Annotated in this window: 22 protein-coding genes; 18 read left to right on the top strand and 4 right to left on the bottom strand. The window is 37.2% G+C overall.

Annotated elements, in window-relative coordinates; all coding sequences use genetic code 11:
- Positions 1-154: 154 nt before the first annotated feature.
- The 5 genes from AMD00_RS02405 (at position 155) to AMD00_RS02375 (ending at position 6396) form a co-directional block, all read left to right on the top strand.
- A complete protein-coding gene (locus tag AMD00_RS02405) occupies positions 155-1915 on the top strand; it encodes an ABC transporter transmembrane domain-containing protein (RefSeq protein ID WP_053415500.1) in 1761 nt (586 codons plus the stop codon).
- Positions 1908-3695, top strand: a complete 1788-nt coding sequence (locus AMD00_RS02400) for an ABC transporter ATP-binding protein (RefSeq protein ID WP_053415499.1) — start codon at positions 1908-1910, stop codon at positions 3693-3695. The genes AMD00_RS02405 and AMD00_RS02400 overlap by 8 nt, the downstream gene beginning before the upstream one ends.
- 1053 nt (positions 3696-4748) lie before the next feature.
- Positions 4749-5459 (top strand): cytochrome c biogenesis CcdA family protein, encoded by a 711-nt coding sequence (locus AMD00_RS02385; protein ID WP_053415496.1) that lies wholly within the window; start codon positions 4749-4751, stop codon positions 5457-5459.
- Between the two features lie 60 nt (positions 5460-5519).
- Positions 5520-5882: a response regulator gene (locus tag AMD00_RS02380; RefSeq protein ID WP_157059155.1), complete on the top strand. Its 363-nt coding sequence runs from the start codon at positions 5520-5522 to the stop codon at positions 5880-5882.
- 22 nt (positions 5883-5904) lie between these two features.
- Entirely contained in the window at positions 5905-6396 is a 492-nt protein-coding gene (locus AMD00_RS02375; RefSeq protein ID WP_053415495.1) for a CcdC family protein, read from the top strand.
- A gap of 49 nt (positions 6397-6445) precedes the next feature.
- On the opposite strand, the gene AMD00_RS02370 is transcribed toward AMD00_RS02375, so the two are convergent.
- Positions 6446-6874, bottom strand: coding sequence for a DUF2621 domain-containing protein (locus tag AMD00_RS02370; protein WP_053415494.1), 429 nt, complete (start codon positions 6872-6874; stop codon positions 6446-6448).
- 116 nt (positions 6875-6990) lie between these two features.
- Here AMD00_RS02370 and AMD00_RS02365 point away from each other — a divergent pair, with 116 nt between their 5' ends.
- The 4 genes from AMD00_RS02365 to AMD00_RS02355 all read left to right on the top strand — a co-directional run bounded on the left by AMD00_RS02365 (position 6991) and on the right by AMD00_RS02355 (position 8346).
- Complete coding sequence (locus AMD00_RS02365; RefSeq protein WP_053415493.1) at positions 6991-7212, top strand: DUF1659 domain-containing protein; 222 nt, start codon at positions 6991-6993, stop codon at positions 7210-7212.
- 23 nt (positions 7213-7235) lie between these two features.
- Positions 7236-7457 carry a DUF2922 domain-containing protein gene (locus AMD00_RS02360; protein WP_053415492.1) on the top strand — a complete coding sequence of 74 codons (222 nt, stop codon included), beginning with the start codon at positions 7236-7238 and terminating at the stop codon, positions 7455-7457.
- A 72-nt stretch (positions 7458-7529) separates the two neighbouring features.
- Complete coding sequence (locus tag AMD00_RS22680) at positions 7530-7655, top strand: YvrJ family protein (RefSeq protein ID WP_083446074.1); 126 nt, start codon at positions 7530-7532, stop codon at positions 7653-7655.
- 94 nt (positions 7656-7749) lie between these two features.
- Entirely contained in the window at positions 7750-8346 is a 597-nt protein-coding gene (locus tag AMD00_RS02355; RefSeq protein WP_053415491.1) for an SCO family protein, read from the top strand.
- A 45-nt stretch (positions 8347-8391) separates the two neighbouring features.
- Here AMD00_RS02355 and mscL read toward each other — a convergent pair whose 3' ends face one another.
- Positions 8392-8766 carry a large conductance mechanosensitive channel protein MscL gene (gene mscL, locus AMD00_RS02350; RefSeq protein ID WP_053415490.1) on the bottom strand — a complete coding sequence of 125 codons (375 nt, stop codon included), beginning with the start codon at positions 8764-8766 and terminating at the stop codon, positions 8392-8394.
- Between the two features lie 207 nt (positions 8767-8973).
- Between mscL and AMD00_RS02345 the strand changes: the two genes are divergently transcribed.
- The 3 genes from AMD00_RS02345 to AMD00_RS02335 all read left to right on the top strand — a co-directional run bounded on the left by AMD00_RS02345 (position 8974) and on the right by AMD00_RS02335 (position 11960).
- Entirely contained in the window at positions 8974-10413 is a 1440-nt protein-coding gene (locus tag AMD00_RS02345; protein ID WP_053415489.1) for an MDR family MFS transporter, read from the top strand.
- Positions 10414-10455: 42 nt separating this feature from the next.
- Positions 10456-11151, top strand: a complete 696-nt coding sequence (locus AMD00_RS02340; RefSeq protein ID WP_053415488.1) for a lytic transglycosylase domain-containing protein — start codon at positions 10456-10458, stop codon at positions 11149-11151.
- 248 nt (positions 11152-11399) lie between these two features.
- Complete coding sequence (locus AMD00_RS02335; RefSeq protein WP_053415487.1) at positions 11400-11960, top strand: AAA family ATPase; 561 nt, start codon at positions 11400-11402, stop codon at positions 11958-11960.
- A gap of 101 nt (positions 11961-12061) precedes the next feature.
- On the opposite strand, the gene AMD00_RS02330 is transcribed toward AMD00_RS02335, so the two are convergent.
- Both AMD00_RS02330 and AMD00_RS02325 read right to left on the bottom strand, forming a co-directional pair.
- Entirely contained in the window at positions 12062-12310 is a 249-nt protein-coding gene (locus AMD00_RS02330; protein WP_053415486.1) for a GlsB/YeaQ/YmgE family stress response membrane protein, read from the bottom strand.
- A gap of 64 nt (positions 12311-12374) precedes the next feature.
- Entirely contained in the window at positions 12375-12935 is a 561-nt protein-coding gene (locus tag AMD00_RS02325) for a cysteine hydrolase family protein (protein ID WP_053415485.1), read from the bottom strand.
- 381 nt (positions 12936-13316) lie between these two features.
- On the opposite strand from AMD00_RS02325, the gene AMD00_RS02320 reads away from it, so the two are divergent.
- The 6 genes from AMD00_RS02320 to ilvN all read left to right on the top strand — a co-directional run bounded on the left by AMD00_RS02320 (position 13317) and on the right by ilvN (position 21306).
- Positions 13317-14492: an alanine racemase gene (locus AMD00_RS02320; RefSeq protein WP_053415484.1), complete on the top strand. Its 1176-nt coding sequence runs from the start codon at positions 13317-13319 to the stop codon at positions 14490-14492.
- Positions 14480-15826: a D-arabinono-1,4-lactone oxidase gene (locus AMD00_RS02315; protein ID WP_053415483.1), complete on the top strand. Its 1347-nt coding sequence runs from the start codon at positions 14480-14482 to the stop codon at positions 15824-15826. The genes AMD00_RS02320 and AMD00_RS02315 overlap by 13 nt, the downstream gene beginning before the upstream one ends.
- A gap of 300 nt (positions 15827-16126) precedes the next feature.
- A complete protein-coding gene (gene ilvE, locus AMD00_RS02310; RefSeq protein WP_053415482.1) occupies positions 16127-17026 on the top strand; it encodes a branched-chain-amino-acid transaminase in 900 nt (299 codons plus the stop codon).
- A 15-nt stretch (positions 17027-17041) separates the two neighbouring features.
- Positions 17042-18709: a dihydroxy-acid dehydratase gene (gene ilvD, locus AMD00_RS02305; protein WP_053415481.1), complete on the top strand. Its 1668-nt coding sequence runs from the start codon at positions 17042-17044 to the stop codon at positions 18707-18709.
- A 330-nt stretch (positions 18710-19039) separates the two neighbouring features.
- Positions 19040-20794: a biosynthetic-type acetolactate synthase large subunit gene (gene ilvB / locus AMD00_RS02300; RefSeq protein ID WP_053416756.1), complete on the top strand. Its 1755-nt coding sequence runs from the start codon at positions 19040-19042 to the stop codon at positions 20792-20794.
- The gene (gene ilvN, locus AMD00_RS02295; protein ID WP_053415480.1) at positions 20791-21306 is read left to right on the top strand and encodes an acetolactate synthase small subunit; all 516 of its coding nucleotides are present in this window, start codon (positions 20791-20793) and stop codon (positions 21304-21306) included. Before ilvB ends, ilvN begins: the two co-directional genes overlap by 4 nt.
- The last annotated feature ends 7 nt before the right edge of the window (positions 21307-21313 follow it).

Below are 21313 nucleotides of genomic sequence, written 5' to 3'. Positions count from 1 at the left end.
TAAATCGTAGAGGGTTATTTTTTTATGGGGTATTTTTAAAATTACTGTAAAAATCAAAAACATTTAGTAAAACGAAATTATTTTATTTTTTATCTTCAATCATTTCGGAATATTTGATAAACTGATATTTGTGAAGAAAAGAAGGTGAATAGAGATGAAGGTGTTTTTTGAATTAGGTTGGTTCTTTAAAGAGCGTAAGAAGCAATACTTAGTGGGAATTTCGCTCTTAATCATGGTGGCAATGTTACAGTTAGTACCGCCAAAAATTATAGGTGTAGTCGTTGATGAAATTGGTGGTGGCAGCTTAACTGTTGGCTCTCTTGTTAAATGGTTGAGTCTATTAGCTGCTTCTGCAATTTTGATGTATGTGATTCGCTATTATTGGCGAATTATGATTTTTGGTTCGTCTATGACACTAGCTAAAAGGCTACGTGCAAAATTATTTCATCATTTTACGTCGATGGCACCGTCCTTTTATCAAAAGCGTCGTATCGGAGATTTAATGGCACATGCAACAAATGATGTATCAGCTGTGCAGCAAACAGCGGGTAATGGTGTTTTAACCCTTGTAGATTCTATTACAACAGGGGGCTTTGTAATCTTGGCAATGGCCATTACGATCGATTGGAAGCTAACGCTAATCGCTTTAATTCCAATGCCATTTATGGCGCTATCAACGAATTATTACGGTAAACTTTTACATGCACGTTTTCATCATGCGCAAGCCGCGTTTTCGGACTTGAATGATAAAACGCAGGAAAGTATTACTGGGATCAAAGTGATGAAGACATTTGGTCAAGATAAAGAGGATATCGCAGATTTTAAACGTTTATCTGACGAAGTTGTTGCTAAAAATACACGAGTGGCTAAGGTGGATTCACTATTTGATCCAACAATTTCACTTGTAGTAGGTATATCATTTTTCTTAACGATTATATTTGGTGCTAAATTCGTTGTAGCTGGCGATATGACCCTTGGTGATTTAGTGTCGTTTACATCGTACTTAGGTCTGCTTGTATGGCCAATGCTGGCATTTGGTTTACTTTTCAACATTATGGAGCGAGGCAGTGCGTCTTATGACCGGATTCAAAATCTTTTAGCTGAGAAAATGGATGTTGAAGATAAAGAAGATGCTTTATCCATACGACCACAGGGGGATATCGAGTTTAATATTAATTCATTTACATTCCCTGGTGATGAAACACCGGCATTAAAAGATGTACAGTTCACGCTGAAACGTGGTGAAACACTCGGTGTTGTCGGCAAGACGGGCGCAGGTAAAACTGCGATACTAAAATTATTAATGCGTGAATTTGACGGCTATGATGGTGAGATTCGTTACGGAGACCATGTTATTGGTGATTACCAAGCAATAAAATTACGCGAAGCAATTGGCTATGTACCACAAGAGCATTTCTTATTCTCGGCATCCTTATATCAAAATATCGCTTTTACAAACCCTGATGTTGGTGAAGATGAAGTGACAAATGCAGCACGAATCGCACAGATTCATGATGATATATTACGCTTTACGGAGGGTTACAATACTGTCGTCGGTGAACGTGGTGTATCACTTTCAGGAGGACAAAAACAGCGGATTTCGATAGCACGAGCGTTGTTAATGAAACCAGAACTGCTCATTTTAGATGACTCTTTATCAGCGGTTGATGCGAAGACAGAAGAAGCCATTTTAGAGTCATTAAAAGAGGCTAGAACAGACGCTACGACGATTATTACGTCCCACCGACTAAGTGCGCTTGTCCATGCGCATCTCATCATTGTTTTACATGAAGGGGCAGTCGTAGAAAAGGGGACACATGACGAGTTAATGGCGCTTAAAGGTCGTTATTTCGAAATGTATCAATTGCAACAACTAGAACAACAGGTTGAAGAGGGGGTGAGTCAACATGAATGAAGAACAAAAAATCACCCTAACAGGTAAGGAACAATGGCATGTATTAAAACGACTCCTTACATATTTGAAACCACATAAAAAGTCTATTGTAATTGCATTAATGTTACTCTTAATTACTGTTCTAGGAGATATCGTAGGACCATTGTTAATAAAAATATTTATGGATGATTATTTAACACCACGTCATTTTCCAACAAATACGTTAGTCATCTTAGCTACGACATACATTGGCATTCAAATATTGAATTCGGTCATTAGTTATTTACAGATGCTTCGTTTCAATATACTAGCTTTAAAGGTAATACAGCAGCTACGAATAGATGTCTATTCGAAAGTTCATAAGCTAGGTATGCGCTATTTTGACAAAACACCAGCGGGAAGTATCGTATCTCGTGTTACGAATGATACGGAAGCTATTATGGAAATGTTCGTTAGTGTGTTAATTGGCTTCGTGCAAAGTGGCTTTTTAGTTATCGGAGTTTATATTGCGATGTTTGCATTAAACTGGAAATTGGCATTAGCAACTGTTATTTTACTGCCTATTCTATTCTGTATTGTCTATATCTACAGAAAATATAGTGCCTTTTATTATATGGATATGCGTGAGCGACTAAGTCAATTAAATGCCAAATTAGCAGAATCATTATCTGGTATGTCAATTGTGCAAGCTTTTCGTCAGGAAAAACGTTTCCGAGATGAGTTTGACGAGATAAATGAAAAGCACTATAAAGCAGTAATGAGTAGTATTAAGCTAGATGGTTTGTTGTTAAGACCTGTAATTGACTTGGTATATGCGTTTGGTCTGATTTTAATGCTAAGCTTTTTTGGGATAACATCCTTTAGTGAACCGGTAGAAATCGGTGTCATTTATGCATTTGTCAGCTATATTAATCGCTTTTTTGAACCGATTAACCAAGTCATGCAAAGACTTTCAATTTTCCAGCAAGCGATTGTTTCTGCATCTCGTGTCTTTACATTATTGGACGACAAAGAATTAGATCCACAGCAGCTAGATGACCCTTCAGTGAAAATGTCAGACGGTCACATTGAATTCAGTAATGTAACATTTTCATATGATGGCAAAACTGATGTGTTAAAAGATATTTCATTTACCGTTAAACCTGGTGAGACGGTAGCACTTGTCGGTCATACTGGAAGCGGGAAAAGTTCAATTATTAACCTATTGATGCGCTTCTACGAGTTTGAGAGAGGAGAAATTTTAATAGATGGCCAGTCGATTAAAAATTTCCCGAAACAAACGCTGAGACAGCAAATGGGTTTAGTACTACAAGATCCGTTCTTATTTTACGGAAATATCGAAAGTAATATCAAACTCTTTAATGAAAATATGTCTGAAGAAGATGTCAAGGCTGCAGCAGAGTTTGTGCAAGCAGATCAATTTATAGAATCCATGCCAAATGGCTATAAACATTTAGTATCTGAACGCGGATCTACATTCTCAAGTGGGCAGCGGCAGCTCATAGCTTTTGCGAGAACTATTGCGACAAACCCGAAAGTGCTCGTTTTAGATGAAGCAACAGCAACAATCGATACGGAAACGGAAGTAGCCATTCAAGCCAGTCTCGACAAAATGCGTCAAGGCCGCACAACAATTGCCATCGCGCATCGCCTAAGTACGATACAAGATGCAGAGCAAATATTAGTGCTCCATCACGGTGAGATCGTCGAGCGAGGTACACATCAAGAGTTATTAGCTAAAAATGGCTTGTATCATAAAATGTATCAGTTACAAAATGGATTAGTTCAAGAAGTAGGGTAATGATGAGAGAGAATCTCCGGGAAGCCGTTGTTGGATAGCGGCTTTTTGGGGATTTTTTTGTTTGTGGGGATTATGGGGGGCGGTAAAAAGGGGAGAGTAGGGCTAAAGGGAGCTCGAGTAGCGCCAAAGGGGTTTCGAGTAGCGCCAAAGAGCGCGAGTAGCGCAAAAGGGAGCCCGAGTAGCGCTAAAGGAAGCGCGAGTAGCGCCAAAAGGAGCCCGAATAGCGCCAAAAGGAGCCCGAGTAGCGCCAATGAGCGTGAGTAGGGCAAAAGAGAGCCTGAGTAGCGCTAAAGGGGTTTCGAGTAGCGCCAAAGAGAGCGTGAGCAGCGCTAAAGAGCGCGAGTAGCGCCAAAGGGAGCCCGAGTAGCGCTAAAGGAAGCGCGAGTAGCGCCAAAGGGAGTCCGAATAGCGCCAAAAGGAGCCCGAGTAGCGCAAAAGGGAGCTCGAGTAGCGCCAATGAGCGTGAGTAGGGCAAAAGAGAGCCTGAGTAGCGCCAAAGGGAGCTCGAGTAGCGCCAAAAGGAGCGCGAGTAGTGCTAAAGGGGTTTCGAGTAGGGCCAAAGAGAGCGTGAGCAGCGCTAAAGAGCGCGAGTAGCGCCAAAAGGAGCCCGAGTAGCGCTAAAGGGAGCTCGAGTAGCGCCAATGAGCGTGAGTAGGGCAAAAGAGAGCCTGAGTAGCGCAAAAGGGAGCTCGAGTAGCGCCAAAAGGAGTCCGAGCAGCGCCAAAGGGAGTCCGAATAGCGCCAAAAGTAACCCGAGTAGCGCCAATGAGCGTGAGTAGGGCCAAAGAGAGCTCGAGTAACGCCAAAAGAAGCGCGAGTAACGCCAAAGGATTCCTGAGTAGCGCCAAAGGAACCCCGAGCAGCGCCAAAGAATCCAAACACCACCCCCCTCAAACAAGTCGTATCTCATATTTAAAAAGCATATTCTAAATAATAACTGTCGCTATTATCATTGCAAAATTTTGTCATGAAAAATTCACAGACAAAAGAAAAGATATTTCTTGAAAAGTTTGGTACGATGGGTACAGAAACTTTAAGGAGCGACAACAAAATATGAATACTGATTTTAACTATTTTTTAGCTTTTGGTGCAGGTATTCTTAGTTTTATCTCACCATGTACGTTGCCGCTTTATCCAGCATTTCTATCATACATAACAGGCGTGTCATTTGATAAGTTAAAGAATGACAAGGGAATGCTCCAAAAAACGGCTATTTTGCACACATTGTTTTTCTTACTAGGATTTACAATGATCTTCCTTATTTTAGGACTAACTACATCTTATCTTTCAGGGTTCTTCTTCCGATATGATGATTTGATTCGTCAAGTTGGTGGGATATTAATTGTTATTTTTGGATTAATGATTATTGGCGTCTTTACACCGGACTTTTTAATGAAAGATCGTAAATTCCAATTTAAAAATAGACCAGCTGGTTTTCTCGGTTCTTTCTTAATTGGTTTAGCATTTGCTGCGGGGTGGACGCCCTGTACTGGACCAATCTTAGGTGGTATTCTGTCATTAGCGGGTACAAATCCTGGGTCAGGTATTTGGTATTTACTTACTTATAGTCTAGGTTTCTCTATTCCATTCTTCCTTTTATCATTCTTTATGACAAAATTAAGTTGGATTCGTAATCATAGTCAGAAAATCGTTAAAGTCGGCGGTTATGTAATGATAGTCGTTGGGGTGTTATTGTACTTTGATGGAATGACACTGATTATTAGACTATTCCAACCAATTTTCGGTGATTTTATCGGTTTTTAATTGGCTTACTACACTTATTAGTAGTATAGTATTTTTAGTTTCAAATTAGGGGTTGAGTGTTTGACGAAGGTATTAGTAGTAGATGACACATTGTTCATGCGTCATGCTATAAAAACGATGTTAGCCGACTCAAGTTATGAAGTCGTTGGCGAAGCAATTAATGGTAGAGAAGCAATTGAAAAGTATCGCGAATTATTACCAGATGTTGTAACGATGGATGTAACAATGCCGGTTATGTCGGGTTTAGATGCAACAAAAGTGATCATCGAAGAGTTTCCTGATGCGAAAATTATTGTAATTAGTGCATTAGGACAGCAAAAGATGATTTTACAGGCACTCTCGCTTGGTGCTAAGGATTTTATTACGAAACCTTTTGATCAGCAACGCTTAATGTCTACGATTGTAAAAGTAGTGGAATATTAGTTATGTGAGGAGAGGGTCTATTATGTTGAGTTCAATTCCTTCTCAATATATGGTCATAGGTTCAACTGTGGCTGTTGTCTTTATGGGGATTATGGCGATGACAGTGAGAGCTAAATCGGCTAAAAAACCTGCTAGTGCTAAGAAAATCATTATCCCACCAATTGCAATGTCTACTGGTGCTTTAATGTTTTGCTTTGAATATTTCAGAGTACCTTTGCCACAAGTGTTAGAAGCAATTATAGTAGGAATTATTTTTTCAACTGTATTAATCGCGACATCGAAATTTCATATTGTTGAAGATGACATTTATCTAAAGCCATCTAAAGCATTTTTCTTTATTTTAGCTGGTTTATTGATTATCCGTACAGTAGCGAAAATTTATCTAAGTGGTGCATTCCATTTAGGTGAACTTGGCGGTATGTTCTGGATTTTGGCATTTTCAATGATTGTTCCATGGCGAATTGCGATGTTAGTTCGTTATAAAAAGCTTGAAAAACAATTGCATTCAAAATAAAAAAGGTTCTTCTCTATGCGAAATGGAGAAGAGCCTTTTTATGTATTACTTAATCTAGAAGATGTTCGTACGGTGTTGTATCGATTTTCATTTGATTTAATTTTTTACGTAAAAATTTATGATCTCGTTTAGGTGAGGCGATGATATATCCTCTAATAATTAGATCAAATGTAATAGATGACGCTTTTTCTTCTAATGCCAGCTCTCCAATTTTGCCTGCTATTTTTTGCTTTGCAACAGGTCTAAATAAATCAGGAACAGGACTTACAAGCTCAGTTAATAAAGCTTTAGAGTCGTCACCCCATAAATGGATTGTCTCTCCAACATAATGTTCTTCCCAATCCATAGCAGATTTACCATCTTCTTTAGGCATCCTTTTTAAAAACTTACGGAACATAAAGAATCCGCCAATTGCCATCAAGCCTATGAATAAAACTACCCAAATTAATATAAACCACAAAAACCAGCCAGTTAACAAACCTCTCACCTCTTCTATACTCTTATACCATTATAAAAGGAAGTTGTAAAAAATTCACCTGTTGTCTCCTTTTCTTTTAAAAATATCTATTTAATTAGTGAAAGGGGGTGAACAACATGGCAACTTTCAATTTTAGTAACGCAACACTGCGCTTGTCATTTGTAGTAGGTACAAATGACAAAGGAGAACCAGTAGAAAAGAAGAAAACGTACAACAATATTAAAAAAGGTGTACAAGTAGAGTCTCTAGTAACAGTGTCAAATGTAATTGCAGGTTTAACAGGCAATACTATGAGTAAAGTCGAGTTTAATGAATTACAAGAAGTACTGAGTAACTAATTTAAGAAAGGGAGGGAATAATAATGGTAAAAGTATTACAGTTGCAATTTAAAACTGCAAGTGACAAAAATTATACACTAAGCGTCGATGCACCAAAGGACTCACTGACCGAGCAGGAAATTAGTAATGCGATGGTTGCAATAATCGACAGTGAAGTATTTTTAGTACGCGGCGAGCCTATAGCAACGATTAAAGGAGCGCAAATAGTAGATCGCCAAGTGACGGAATATCTAGTACAAGCATAAAAAGAGCAGATTGTCTCGTCCGCCATCAAGGCTGATGGGGCAATCTTTTCTATTTGTAAAGGGGGGAATGAGATGGAGCAATGGCTGACGTTTATACAGGAAGTGGGCTTTCCAATTGTTGTATCATTCTACTTGATGCACCGTGTAGAGTCTAAACTGGAATCGATTCATGATGTGCTAGTCTCTTTAAAAGCATAATTCTTCACAAATTTGTCTTAAACGAATACTACAGCCTTCTTGTGTTATTGTATACAATTCGTTAAGATTGTTTGTATGAAGGAGTGAATCACCCATGAAAAAAAGATATTTAACATTGCCATTATTATTAATATTTGTATTAGTATTATCTGCTTGTGGCAACGGGAAATTTAAAGCGGATACAGACTGGAAAATAGAACCGTTTGAATATACCAACCAACACAATGAAAAAGTTTCATTAGATTCTTTAAAAGGTAAACCTTGGTTAGGTATGTTCATTTTCACAAATTGTACTACTGTCTGTCCACCGATGACGATGAATATGACAGATATTCAAAAATCCTTCCAAGACAAAGGGTTAGAGGACTATAAAATTGTTGGATTTAGCGTTGACCCTGAAGTAGATAAGCCGAAAGTTTTAAATAAATACTTGAATAGCTACCCAGTTCCAGATAGTTCTAAATGGGAATTTTTGACTGGTTATTCACAAGATGAAATTGCAGATTTTGCTTTAAAATCATTTAAAACATTAGTAAAAGATAATCCTGCAGATGGCCAAGTGATCCACGGTACAAGCTTTTTCTTAGTTGATCAAAATGGTGTTGTTGTTAAAAACTATAGTGGTGCAAAAGATGTACCTTTTGATACAATTGCTGTCGATATGGAAACATTAATTGAAGATGGTAAATAATAAAACGAGCGATTCGTATAGAATCGCTCGTTTTTGTTTTCTATATTATGCTTGCTTTTCTTTTAATAAATCACGAATATCTTTTAATAATTCTTCAGTAGTAGGTGCTGGTGGTGCTTCAACAACAACTTCTTCTTTTTTCTTCTTAAGACTCAATTTAGAAATGATTCGAATGAACATGAAAATTGAGAAAGCAATGATGAAGAAGTCGAGTGCACTTTGTATAAAATTACCGTATTTTATATCTTTGTAATGTAAATCAGTGAATGACACAGTGCCAAGTAATAAAGAAACGATCGGAGTAATAATATCACTTACTAACGAAGTTACGATCTTACCGAATGCACCACCGATTACAACCCCGACAGCCAAATCTATTACGTTGCCTTTTAAAGCGAACTTTTTAAAATCTTCCCACATGTATATGTACCTCCTAAATAATTGAGTAAACAAATTGAAAGTTTAAATGGTTTTTATGTCCATTTCTACTAATACCCATTTTTTTATAGTATCAAACCTCTTTGTCATAAACTAGCGAAAAATTACTCATATAGGTAATTCTTTGATTTCGTGTTATAATATTTTGTTTAGTATAACTGTATTACATTTTTAGAATTGAGGTTTTATATGAATAAAGTATTTATCGCCGTATTACTTGCAACTGCTCTAGCAGCGATAGAAGGAACGATTGTGGCAACGGCAATTCCAAGCATTACTACGGATTTGTCAGGTGTTGAGTTAATTAGCTGGATCTACTCAGCTTATTTACTAACATCAGCTATTGCGACGATTATTTTCGGTAAATTAGCAGACTTATTTGGTCGAAAAAAGATGATCATTATCGGGATATCTATTTTCTTATTAGGCTCATTATTATGTGGTCTGGCACAGTCGATGGAGCAGTTAATCGTATTCCGTGCAATTCAAGGGATTGGTGCAGGTTCGATTTTACCGATTACATTAACGATTGTCGGAGAACTATTTGATACTGAGAAAAAACGTGCAAAAGGCCAAGGGTGGATTAGTATGGTCTGGGGCGTATCGGGTGTAATAGGACCACTTGTTGGTGGCTTTATCGTTGACCAGTTAACTTGGCATTATATTTTCTTATTAAATATACCGTTTGGTTTAGGATCTATTTTCATGATTGCGAAATACTACGAGGAAGAAGTACAAACTGCGAAGCGTAAAATCGATTATGCTGGAGCGCTATTTTTCTCAATTGGGATGGTTGCATTACTCTATACGATTATTGAGGGAAGCAATACACAAAATTGGTTCGGCTCTAAATCGATTATTTTATATGCAGTAGCAGCAATTGCACTATTGATATTTGTTCGAGTGGAGCTAAAGGCAGAAGAACCCATTGTACCACTTTCTTTATTTAGAAATCGTCGCTTAAATATAGTAAATGGTTTAACGTTATTTGTAATGGCGATTGTCATTAGTATTTCGGCTTACTTACCTATTTTTGCGCAATCTGTTTTCGGTAAGAATGCTACGCAAGCGGGTTTAATGTTGACACCATTATCAGTTATGTGGACAGTAGGGGCAATTTTAGGTGGGAATTTAATAGGGCGCCTAACTTCTAAGACGATTATTCAAATCGGTACAGGGTTGTTAGTAATCGCTACATTTATCTTAACCACTTTATCTTCTGACTCAAATGAGATACTTGTTTACGTTGGTACAGGGTTATTAGGTGTTGGTATGGGTTTAATAGCACCAATGTTAATCATTGCAGTACAAACTTCTGCTAATAGAGACCAGCTTGGTACATCGATTGGCTTGAATTCCTTTATTAATACATTTAGTCAATCCGTTGGGGCAGCAATTTTTGGTATGTTGTTTAATCTAGCAACAAGCGAAAAACTTGCTAGCTTTGGTAAAGGTGACATCAATTTAAATGGTCATTTCGATACAAATATATTTTCTAGTGAAGAAATTGGCCAACTGGTCGATATAATAGCTAATGGTATTCGTGTCGTATATTCAGGTTCTTTTGCATTTGCGATTATCGCATTTGTTTTAGCGTTCTTTATTGCTAATAAGAAACCAATCCAATAGTCGATAATATTCCTTAATAATGTGATGATAGGTGTTTAGAAAATGGTAAATAAAAAGAAGCAACAATTACATATGAAATTGAAGCTCTGGCTGATCATTTTACTAATCCCGGTATCGATTGCACTTTATACAACGACAATCATCATGTGGCAGCAGTTAAAAGAATTGCCGATTATTAAAAAACTTGGTGCTGAAGATATGAAAGATATACCAGCATTTGATATCGAAATTCCAAATAAATATATTCCGATTTATCAGAAGGCAGCAAAAAAATACAATATTCCTTGGACGCTACTTGCGGCACATCATCGCATCGAAACACGATTTTCGACAATGAAAACGCTAGAATCACCTGTTGGCGCTGTAGGTCATATGCAATTTATGCCTTGTACTTTTGTTGGCTGGAAACATCCTTCTTGTAAAGACCTTGGAAAAGGCAATATTCAAAAGAAGGAATTGACTGATCCTAAAATCATTAATAGTTATGGTGGTTATGGAGTAGATGCAAATGGGGACGGACTAGCAGATCCATATAATATTGAAGATGCTATTTATAGTGCTGCCAATTATTTAGCAGCTAGCGGCGCAGCAAATGGTAAGATAAAAAAGGCTGTATATCATTATAATCATGATGACGAATACGTAGAGAATGTACTCTATTATTACAAACTCTATGATAAACATAAAAAAGAGCTCGTTTTTAATAGTAAAATCGCTTTAGAGGCTTCAAAAAAATAGAGCTAGTAGAATTAGCTCTTCTAAAAAAATAAACTAAAAAGAGTACACCGCTGTTTATAAAGTGGTGTGCTTTTTTTGTATAAAAGATATAAGTTGGTGAACATTGGTATTTAGGGAATTTGAAATAGATTAATAAATTAAAAGGTTTTTTTTGGTGAATGTTGAATGTAGTATGATTGAAGAAATTAAGTACTAAGTTTCTTTATAAAGAATAGGGAATGTATTTTTTCAGTTAGGGAAGGTGAATTATGAAATTTGTTCTGATATTCGGACCACAAGCAGTTGGCAAAATGACAGTAGGGTATGAATTAGAAAAAGTGACTGACTTAAAACTTTTTCATAATCATATGACTATAGAATTGGTTAATCCTTTTTTTGAATACGGAACTAAAGAAGGGAATAGATTAGTAAAATTATTTCGACAGGAAATATTTGAAGGAGTATCTAAAAGTAATCTGTATGGTCTGATTTTCACCTACGTGTGGGCTTTTGATCTTAAAGCAGACTGGGATTACGTACAGGAAATCTGTCAGCTTTTCGAATCTAAAGGTGGTATGGTTTACTTCGTAGAATTAGAAGCGGATTTAGAAGAAAGAATTGACCGAAACAAAAGCCCTTACAGACTACAAAATAAACCTACAAAAAGAAATATAGAGGAATCTGAAACTGATTTAAGAAGAACAATGGAAAATTACAGGTTGAATTCAGTAGCAGGTGAAATCAAGAAGGAACATTACATAAAAATTAATAATACAAATATGAGTGCTGAAAAAGTTGCTGCAATTATTAAAGATAGATTCAATCTATAAAATATCCTTGGAAAAACATTTGTAATTAAAGAAGATATTAAATACAAAAAGGATAGATAGGGCAAATATAGTTTGCCTCGTCTATCCTTTTCATGTGCTCATTACTTGTTCATGCCTCTTAAGATTAAACTAGCGACGAAAACTAAAATTACGCCACCGATAATGGAAGGGAATACGTAAAAGCCTTGAATTTCCCATCCCCATGAACCAAGCAATTTCCCACCAAGCCAAGAACCTAAAATCCCAGCTACCATATTACCTATGATTCCTCCGGGTATATCTTTACCTAAAATTAATCCAGCAACCCAGCCAATTAATCCACCGACGATTAAATATAAAATAACACTCATTTATGATCACTCCTTTAGATGTATAGTATTCGTATAGCCCTATTAGAGTGAATTTAAACCTTTTTTATGATTTAAATGCTATTACCTCTGCACCAAGTGTGTTTTTGAAGTGCTTTAACGCCCATTTGTGACCTTTTTCGTCAAAGCTTGCAACACCATTTTCGTAGATATAAGTTTTGAATCCTTTGTTGTATGCATCTACTGCAGTATGTAGTACACAAATATCTGTGCAAACACCGACTAAGTGAATTTCTTGAATGCCTCTTTCAGCTAAAAGTTGAGCTAAGTTTGTACCAGCAAATGAGCTGTAGCGTGTTTTATCCATCCATAGAATGTTATTTTGATCTTGATGATCTTTGAAAATATTTTGTAATGAACCAAATAGTTCTCTTCCTTCAGTATCTCGAATATTATGAGGAGGGAACAATTTAGACTCCGGATGATATTCATCATTTTCTTCATGTAGATCACAAGAAAAAACGATGAACTCTCCATCTTTTATAAATTGTTCTGTTAGTGAAGCAAGGGTTTGTTCGATTGCTTGACCAGCTTTTCCACAAGTTAAAGCTCCATCATTAGCTACAAAATCATTCGTATAATCAATTACAAGTAAAGCTTTATTCATATTATAATGACCTCCAAATATGTCTTTACATATATCATTACATAGAGAGGTGGAATTGTCATATAAAACTTATAAGTTTGAATTTTTTGCAAAATAAGTTGATTGTGATTATAATATGGAAAAAGAAGGGGGAAGTACTTATGAATCAAACCTTAAAGAAGAGATTTAATAAACAAGGATTGGTATTTGTTCTAATACACACAATTTTCTTCTTAAATCTTGTTGTTGATTTATGGGAGATTCGTTAGTCGCTGTCAAGTTAAAAATGATTATGATTATTCAAATGTCCTTTTAGCAGGAAAAGTAAAACATCATTATTAGATGGGTTTCTCGCTAAAGGGGCATTTTTTGTTTTTTACTATATAGATAGGGTGTGAGGCAATGTCAACGTTTGATCGTGCCTTTGAACATTTAGAGTGCCCATTTGCGTGGATTGATTTAGATGCACTTGATGCAAATATCGATTTTATAAATCAACACACAAACGGAAAAAACATTCGAATTGCAACAAAATCGATTCGCTCGAAAGATCTTCTTACGTATATTGCTTCAAAGTTACAAACTTTTTCAGGATGGATGACATTTACTGCTGAAGAGACGTTGTATTTGCTAAATGAGGGGTTTGATCATTTTCTTATTGGCTACCCCGTATTAGAACCGACGAGTACTAGAAAGCTAGTTACACACGTGAAAGATGGAAAGGACATTACCTTTATGGTAGATGATGTGAGACAAATTCAATTTTTGCAAGACATTGCAAGTGAATGCGACACATCTTTACATATTTGTATCGATATCAATCTTTCAATGAAAACCCCCTTTATTTACTTTGGGACAAGGCGTTCATCGCTACATTCTTTACCACTATTAACACAATTTTTATCTCAAGTATCTCGTTTCTCAAATATTGTAGTGAAGGGCTTGATGGGCTACGAGGCGCAAATTGCTGGTGTAATCGATAAACCATTACGAAAATGGCAAGCACCGATGATACGATTTTTGAAAAATAACTCGAAGAAAAAGTTGGCTGTTTTTCGTAAACAAGCTGTGAATGAGCTATTGTCACGTTTTTCAGCAATAAAAATTGTTAATGGTGGAGGTTCAGGGAGCTTACAATACACAGCTGCTCAAGAAGAAGTGACAGAGGTGACAGTAGGATCTGCATTTTTTGCACCTGCACTTTTTGATCATTATCATACGTTGAATTTAAAGCCAGCAGCAGGTTTTGCGTTACGTGTCACGAGAAATCCTGCACCGAATATCGTTGTTTGTCATGGAGGAGGATATATCGCTTCTGGTGCAATAGGCAAGGACAAACAACCAGTGCCTTATGACGCACAAAATTATATTTTTTTTGATTTAGAAGGTGCAGGTGAGGTGCAAACGCCTCTTCATACACAAAGTGGTCATCAAATAAAAATCGGGGATAAGGTCTATTTTCGTCATGCGAAGGCAGGAGAGTTATGTGAGCGCTTTCTTAGTTTGGAAGCGAAACGAAAAGATCGATATATTGATAGTTTTGCAACTTATAGGGGGGACGGGAAATGTTTTCTGTAAAGGATTGGATTGATCAAAAAGAATGGACAAATTGGTCAGGCAACGTGGTCAGTAAACCAACTAGATCCTTATTGCCACTTTCTACTGAACATCTTTCGCAAATAATAAAAAAAGTGAGTGAAAATGGGCAAACGCTTCGAGTAACCGGTGCTGGACATTCTTTTAGCCCTGTAGCAATGCCTGATGATATAGCTGTATCTCTACACAATATGCGAGGATTAATCAATGTCGATCAGGCATCAGGAGAAGTAACTTTATGGGCAGGTACCTATTTATATGAAATTGGGCCGTTGCTAAAGGAATATGGACTAGCGCTTCAGAATATGGGGGATATTCAGGATCAAACAATAGCAGGAGCTGTTTCAACTGGAACACATGGTACAGGCATCACACTAGGATCCATTTCAAATCAGGTGATCGCATGGGGGTTTGTAGACGGACTAGGAGAATATCATGAACATAAGAGGGCAGATGATGAATTGTCGAATTCCTTACATCTATCATTAGGATTATTAGGAGTACTTGTTCAAGTGACACTTCAAACAGTGCCATTATATAGCTTGAAATGTGTTTCAACACAAGCTATTTTACCAGTGGCATTACAGGATTGGTCACAAATGATACGAGAGAATCGCCATTTAGAATGGTTTTACTTCCCAGGTAGTGAGAAAGTGCAAGTGAAAATGATGAACATGATACCGATAATTGAACAATCAAAGTCATCTAAAGTCATTGAAAGCGTTAAAAATCAATTTGTAGAAAATGGTTTGTTTTATTTGATGTCAGAGCTGTGCCGCAAACAGCCAAAAAGAACAGCGCTCGTTAGTAAAATTTCTGCTTCTAGTGTGCCAAACGGTGTTAAAACTGGACTTAGTTACGAAATTTTCCCAACACCCCGTCATGTTAAGTTTTTAGAAAGTGAATATGCGATACCATTAGAACACTTTGAAGCATGTATGGAAGAGATACATTATACGTTACTATCACATCCATTCCGTGTACATTTTCCGATTGAATGCAGAACGGCGGCAGGTGAAATGGGCTATCTAAGTCCAACAGGAGGAGTAGAATCAGCATTTTTAGCATTCCATATGTATAAAGGAATGGATGAGAAGCCTTATTTTAGATGGGTACAACATCTAATGACGAAGTATAACGGTCGACCTCATTTTGGAAAAGTAAATGCATTATCTGCTGAAAGAATGCTAGAATTGTATCCGAATTTACCGAAATTTTTAGATCAACGTGACAAATATGATCCAAATAACGTTTTCATGACAGCTTATTTTAAGACGTTATTTACAAAAGTAGAGTGCGAAAGTCTAATAATGTAACATCTTCTTAGCTCCATTCCATTCGTAACATTTCAATGGGATGGGGCTATTTTAATATCTAAATTAATACAATTTATAAATTTTTCAAAAAATTTAAAAAGTGTTCATAAATCAGCAAAAACCAAACTAAAAGGGAATGAAAACGCATACAGTAATAATTAAATATTTTAAATTGATAAACAATTCAAAAAATAAGGTTGACGTGGGTTCAAATACGTACTATGATAGCAACAATTTAAAAAAACGTTTGAGACAACATTCAAAAACGTGACTATGTTATTTAAAGAAAGAGTGATAGGTATGGGAAACCAGTTAATTTATCTTGATGGAGATTTTGTTAAGAAGGAAGATGCGAAAGTATCAGTTTATGATCACGGCTTTTTATATGGTGACGGAGTGTTTGAAGGTATTCGTTCATATAACGGAAACATCTTTCGTTTAGAAGAACACTTAGTAAGACTCTATGAATCAGCAAAATCCATTTTACTAGAAATTCCATACACAATCGAAGAAATGACTGAAGTAGTGAAAGAAACAATAAAAGTAAATTCTCTACAAAGTGCTTATATCCGTTTAATCGTTTCACGTGGCGTTGGAAACTTAGGAATTGATCCTAGAAGTTGTAAGCAAGCAAGCGTAATTGTAATCGCTGAGCCACTAGCTTTATTCCCAGCAGAGCTTTACGAAACTGGTATTGAGATTGTTTCAGCTTCAAGCCGTCGTAACCGTTCTGATGTATTAAGTCCAAAAACGAAAACATTAAACTATTTGAATAATATTTTAGTTAAAATAGAAGCTAACTTAGCAGGTGTTTCTGAAGCGTTAATGATGAATGGTGAAGGTTATGTAGCTGAAGGTTCAAGCGATAATATCTTTATCATTAAAGACAATAAATTAATCACACCTCCAGGTTATATCGGTGCTTTAGAAGGGATTACGCGAAATGCGATCTTAGAAGTTGCTGCTAATAAAGGGTACGAAGCAATTGAAGGTGTGTTTACTAGACATGATGTATATGTAGCTGATGAAGTATTCTTAACAGGTACAGCTGTTGAAGTAATCGCTGTAGTAAAGGTAGACGGCCGAGTCATAGGCGACGGTACTCCTGGTAAAGTGACAAATGACATTCTAGAGGGTTTCCGTGCAATCGTTGAACAAGATGGCGTGAAAGCATACGACGAAAAAACTACAGTAGTGTAATGAGGGGCGTTTAAAATGAGAAGTGACATGATAAAAAAGGGAGTCGATCGTGCTCCGCATAGAAGTTTACTATATGCAACAGGTGTTAAAACAAAAGATTTAGATAAACCATTTATAGGAGTTTGTAATTCTTATATTGATATTATTCCAGGTCATGTTCATCTTCAAAAGTTTGCAGAAGTTGTAAAAGAAGCCATTCGAGAAGCGGGCGGGATTCCATTCGAATTCAATACAATCGGTGTAGATGATGGGATTGCTATGGGTCATATCGGAATGCGCTATTCATTACCAAGCCGCGAACTAATCGCAGATTCAGCAGAAACAGTTATTAATGCACACTGGTTTGATGGTGTATTCTACATTCCAAACTGTGACAAAATCACACCAGGCATGTTGATGGCAGCAGTTCGTACGAATGTTCCTTCAGTATTTGTATCAGGTGGCCCGATGGAAGCAGGTGTTTCTTCTACAGGAGAGCAACTTTCATTAACTTCTGTATTTGAAGGCGTTGGTGCTTATAAAAGTGGTCAAATGACTGCAGAGCAATTAAAGGATATTGAAGATAACGCGTGTCCGACTTGTGGTTCATGCTCAGGGATGTTCACTGCTAACTCTATGAACTCTCTTATGGAAATGCTAGGAATGGCTTTACCAGGAAACGGTACGATCTTAGCAACTTCTGATGCACGTCATCAATTGATCAAAGACGCTGCAAAACATTTAGTCCAGATGATTAAGGATGATGTAAAGCCGCGCGATATCATTACGAAAGAAACAATCGATGATGCTTTTGCTCTTGATATGGCAATGGGAGGTTCAACTAATACTGTTTTACATACATTAGCAATCGCTCATGAAGCAGAAATTGATTACAACATAGAAGACATTAATAAGGTTGCTGAACGGGTACCATATTTATCGAAAATCATGCCAGCTTCAAATTATTCAATGCATGATGTTCATCTTGCAGGTGGTGTTAGTGCAATCGTCAATGAGCTTTGTAAAATTGATGGGGCCATTCATAAAGATCGAATCACTATAACAGGTAAAACAATTGCTGAAGATGTAGCAGGGTATGAAATTACAAATACAGATGTCATACGTACAAAAGATAATCCATATAGTCCTGTAGGTGGTTTATCAGTACTATTCGGTAACATTGCTCCTGAAGGGGCTGTTATTAAAGTAGGTGCTGTTGATCCTTCTATCAAGGAGTTCACAGGTGAAGCTATTGTCTTTGATTCTCAAGAGGAAGCTCAAGAAAACATCGATAATGGTACAGTTCAAGCAGGTCATGTAGTGGTTATTCGTTATGAAGGACCTAAAGGCGGACCGGGAATGCCTGAAATGCTTGCACCAACTTCCGCTATTATGGGGCGTGGTCTAGGTAAAGAGGTAGCACTTATTACAGATGGTCGTTTCTCAGGTGCATCACGCGGTATCTCAATCGGGCACATCTCTCCAGAAGCTGCTGATGGTGGACCGATTGCATTAGTAGAGAATGGTGACACAATATCTATTGATCTAACAAACCGTTCGATAGAATTACAAGTTTCCGCTGAAATTTTAGCTGAAAGAAAGCAAAACTTAAAACCTTTTGAACCAAAGATTAAAAAAGGTTACTTAGCAAGATATTCTAAGCTAGTAACGAGCGCTTCTACGGGTGGCGTAATGAAAATTTAGTTTGACAATCAAATATAGAAATCGTTGATGAGGTTAAAGGTTATAGATTTTAGTATTCACAGAGAGCCGGTAGTGCTGGGAGCCGGTAATACAACTATATCCGACATCCCCTCGGAGTGGGTTGCTAAACACTTAAGTAATTAGGTAACCCCGGGCGCAACCAATTGCGCTCGTTAGATAAAGAATAGATTCGTCTATTCAAGAGGTAGTCTTTTGACTATGAACAAGGGTGGTACCATGAAAAGCTTATTTTCATCCCTACGTAAAGGTTTTCTTTGCGTGCGGAGAAATGGGCTTTTTTTATATAAAAATTTAGGGAGGAGTTATATGATGAATGCACAAGTTCCAGTAAAGAGTAGAGAATCAGCACCGGAAGAGGCCAAACAAGAAATTAAAAAGCAACAAAATGGTGCTGCATTATTCATCGAATCGTTAAAGAAACAAAATGTTGAAATTATTTTCGGATATCCAGGTGGTGCTGTCTTACCATTATATGACGCACTATACAAAGACCCGATTAAACATATACTCGCCAGACATGAGCAAGGAGCAATTCACGCTGCAGAAGGTTATGCTCGCGTATCAGGCAAAGCAGGCGTAGTTATTGCTACATCTGGACCGGGAGCTACAAACCTTGTCACAGGTATTACAGATGCGATGATGGATTCTCTTCCACTTGTGGTATTTACAGGTCAAGTTGCAACAACAGTCGTTGGGACAGATGCTTTCCAAGAAGCTGATATTGTTGGCATTACACAACCGATTACAAAGCATAATTATCAAGTGAAGAACATTAATGATATTCCAAGAATCGTAAAGGAAGCATTCCACATTGCTTCAACTGGTCGTAAAGGACCAGTACTGGTTGATATTCCAAAAGATATCGCAAACACGATCTTTGAATCAGAAGTAGATGATAATGCTCCGATTGATTTACCAGGTTATCAGCCGACATTGCATCCGAACTTTTTGCAAATCCAAAAGGCTGTGAAAGCAATCGGTGAAGCAAAACAACCTTTGATCTTAGCTGGTGCGGGAATTCTAGCTGCAGATGCATCAGTTGAATTAACTGAATTTGCTGAAAAACACAATATTCCGGTAACGAATACTTTGCTTGGACTTGGCAGTATTAACGGTGAACACGAGCTTTTCCTAGGGATGGCAGGAATGCACGGTACATTTACGTCTAATATGGCGATTAGTAACTGTGATTTACTTATCAATATAGGGGCACGCTTCGATGACCGTCTTACAGGAGATCTAAGCAAGTTCGCTCAAAAAGCGAAAATAATTCATATCGATATTGACCCAGCCGAAATTGGCAAAAACGTTCCAACTGATATTCCAATTGTTGCAGATGCAAAAGAAGCATTAAAAGCGCTATTGAAGCAAGAGATTGAAACACCTGATACGTTGCTTTGGCACGAGTATTTGGCTGAATGTTTAGCGGAATTCCCATTATGGTATGACGCAAAAGAGCCAGATACAGTTTATCCGCAACAAGCTGTGGAACTAATTAATCGTATTACAAATGGTGAAGCAATCGTTACAACAGATGTAGGGCAACATCAAATGTGGACAGCACAATACTACAAATTTAAAACCGACCACAATTGGGTAACGTCTGGCGGACTTGGAACAATGGGCTTTGGTTTCCCAGCTGCAATTGGAGCGCAATTTGCTAAACCTGATCAAAGAGTAATCTCTATTGTAGGTGATGCAGGCTTCCAAATGACATCTCAAGAACTTGCTTTATTGAAAGAATTTAACTTACCAGTGAAAATTGTTATTTTAAATAACAGCTGTCTAGGGATGGTTCGTCAATGGCAAGAAACGTTCTATGAAGAGCGTTATTCATCTTCTTTAATGCCAGTTCAGCCAGATTTCGTGAAACTAGCTGAAGCTTACGGTGTGAAGGGTTACCGCATTAATACAATCCATGAGGCTGAAGATATACTGACTGAAGCACTATTGTCAGATGAGCCAGTACTAATCGATTGTCGTGTAAAACAACTTGAAGTTGTTAATCCAATGGTAGCACCTGGTAAAGGATTAGATGAAATGATTGGGGTGAAAAAAGGATGAAAAGAGTTATTACAGTAACTGTGATTAACCAAAGTGGTGTCTTAAATCGCGTTACAGGTTTACTCATGAAAAGACAGTTTAACATCGAAAGTATCACGGTTGGTCATACAGAACAACCGGGTATCTCTAAAATGACTTTCATCGTACATGTAGAAGATGAAAACAAAATTGAACAATTGGTCAAACAGCTTTCAAAACAAATTGATGTGATCAAAGTAAATGATATCACTGACAAATCAATTGTTATACGTGAGCTTGCACTAATTAAAATTGTGGCTCCACCGAATTTGCGCATGGAGATTAACTCAATTGTTGAACCTTTCCGTGGTTCTATCATCGATATGGGTAAAAATGTTGTAACTTATCAAATCGTCGGTAACCCAGAAAAAATTGACGCATTCATTGAGTTGATCCAACCATATGGTATTAAAGAGCTGACACGTACTGGTGTAACAGCATTTGTACGTGATGCACAGGTAAAACCAACAGCGCAACTTTCGATTTTACAATAAAAAGCTT

The sequence above is a fragment of the Viridibacillus arvi genome (assembly GCF_001274945.1).
In the GTDB taxonomy this organism is placed as follows: Bacteria; Bacillota; Bacilli; order Bacillales_A; family Planococcaceae; genus Viridibacillus; species Viridibacillus arvi.
This window is presented reverse-complemented; position numbering and strand designations above follow the sequence as displayed.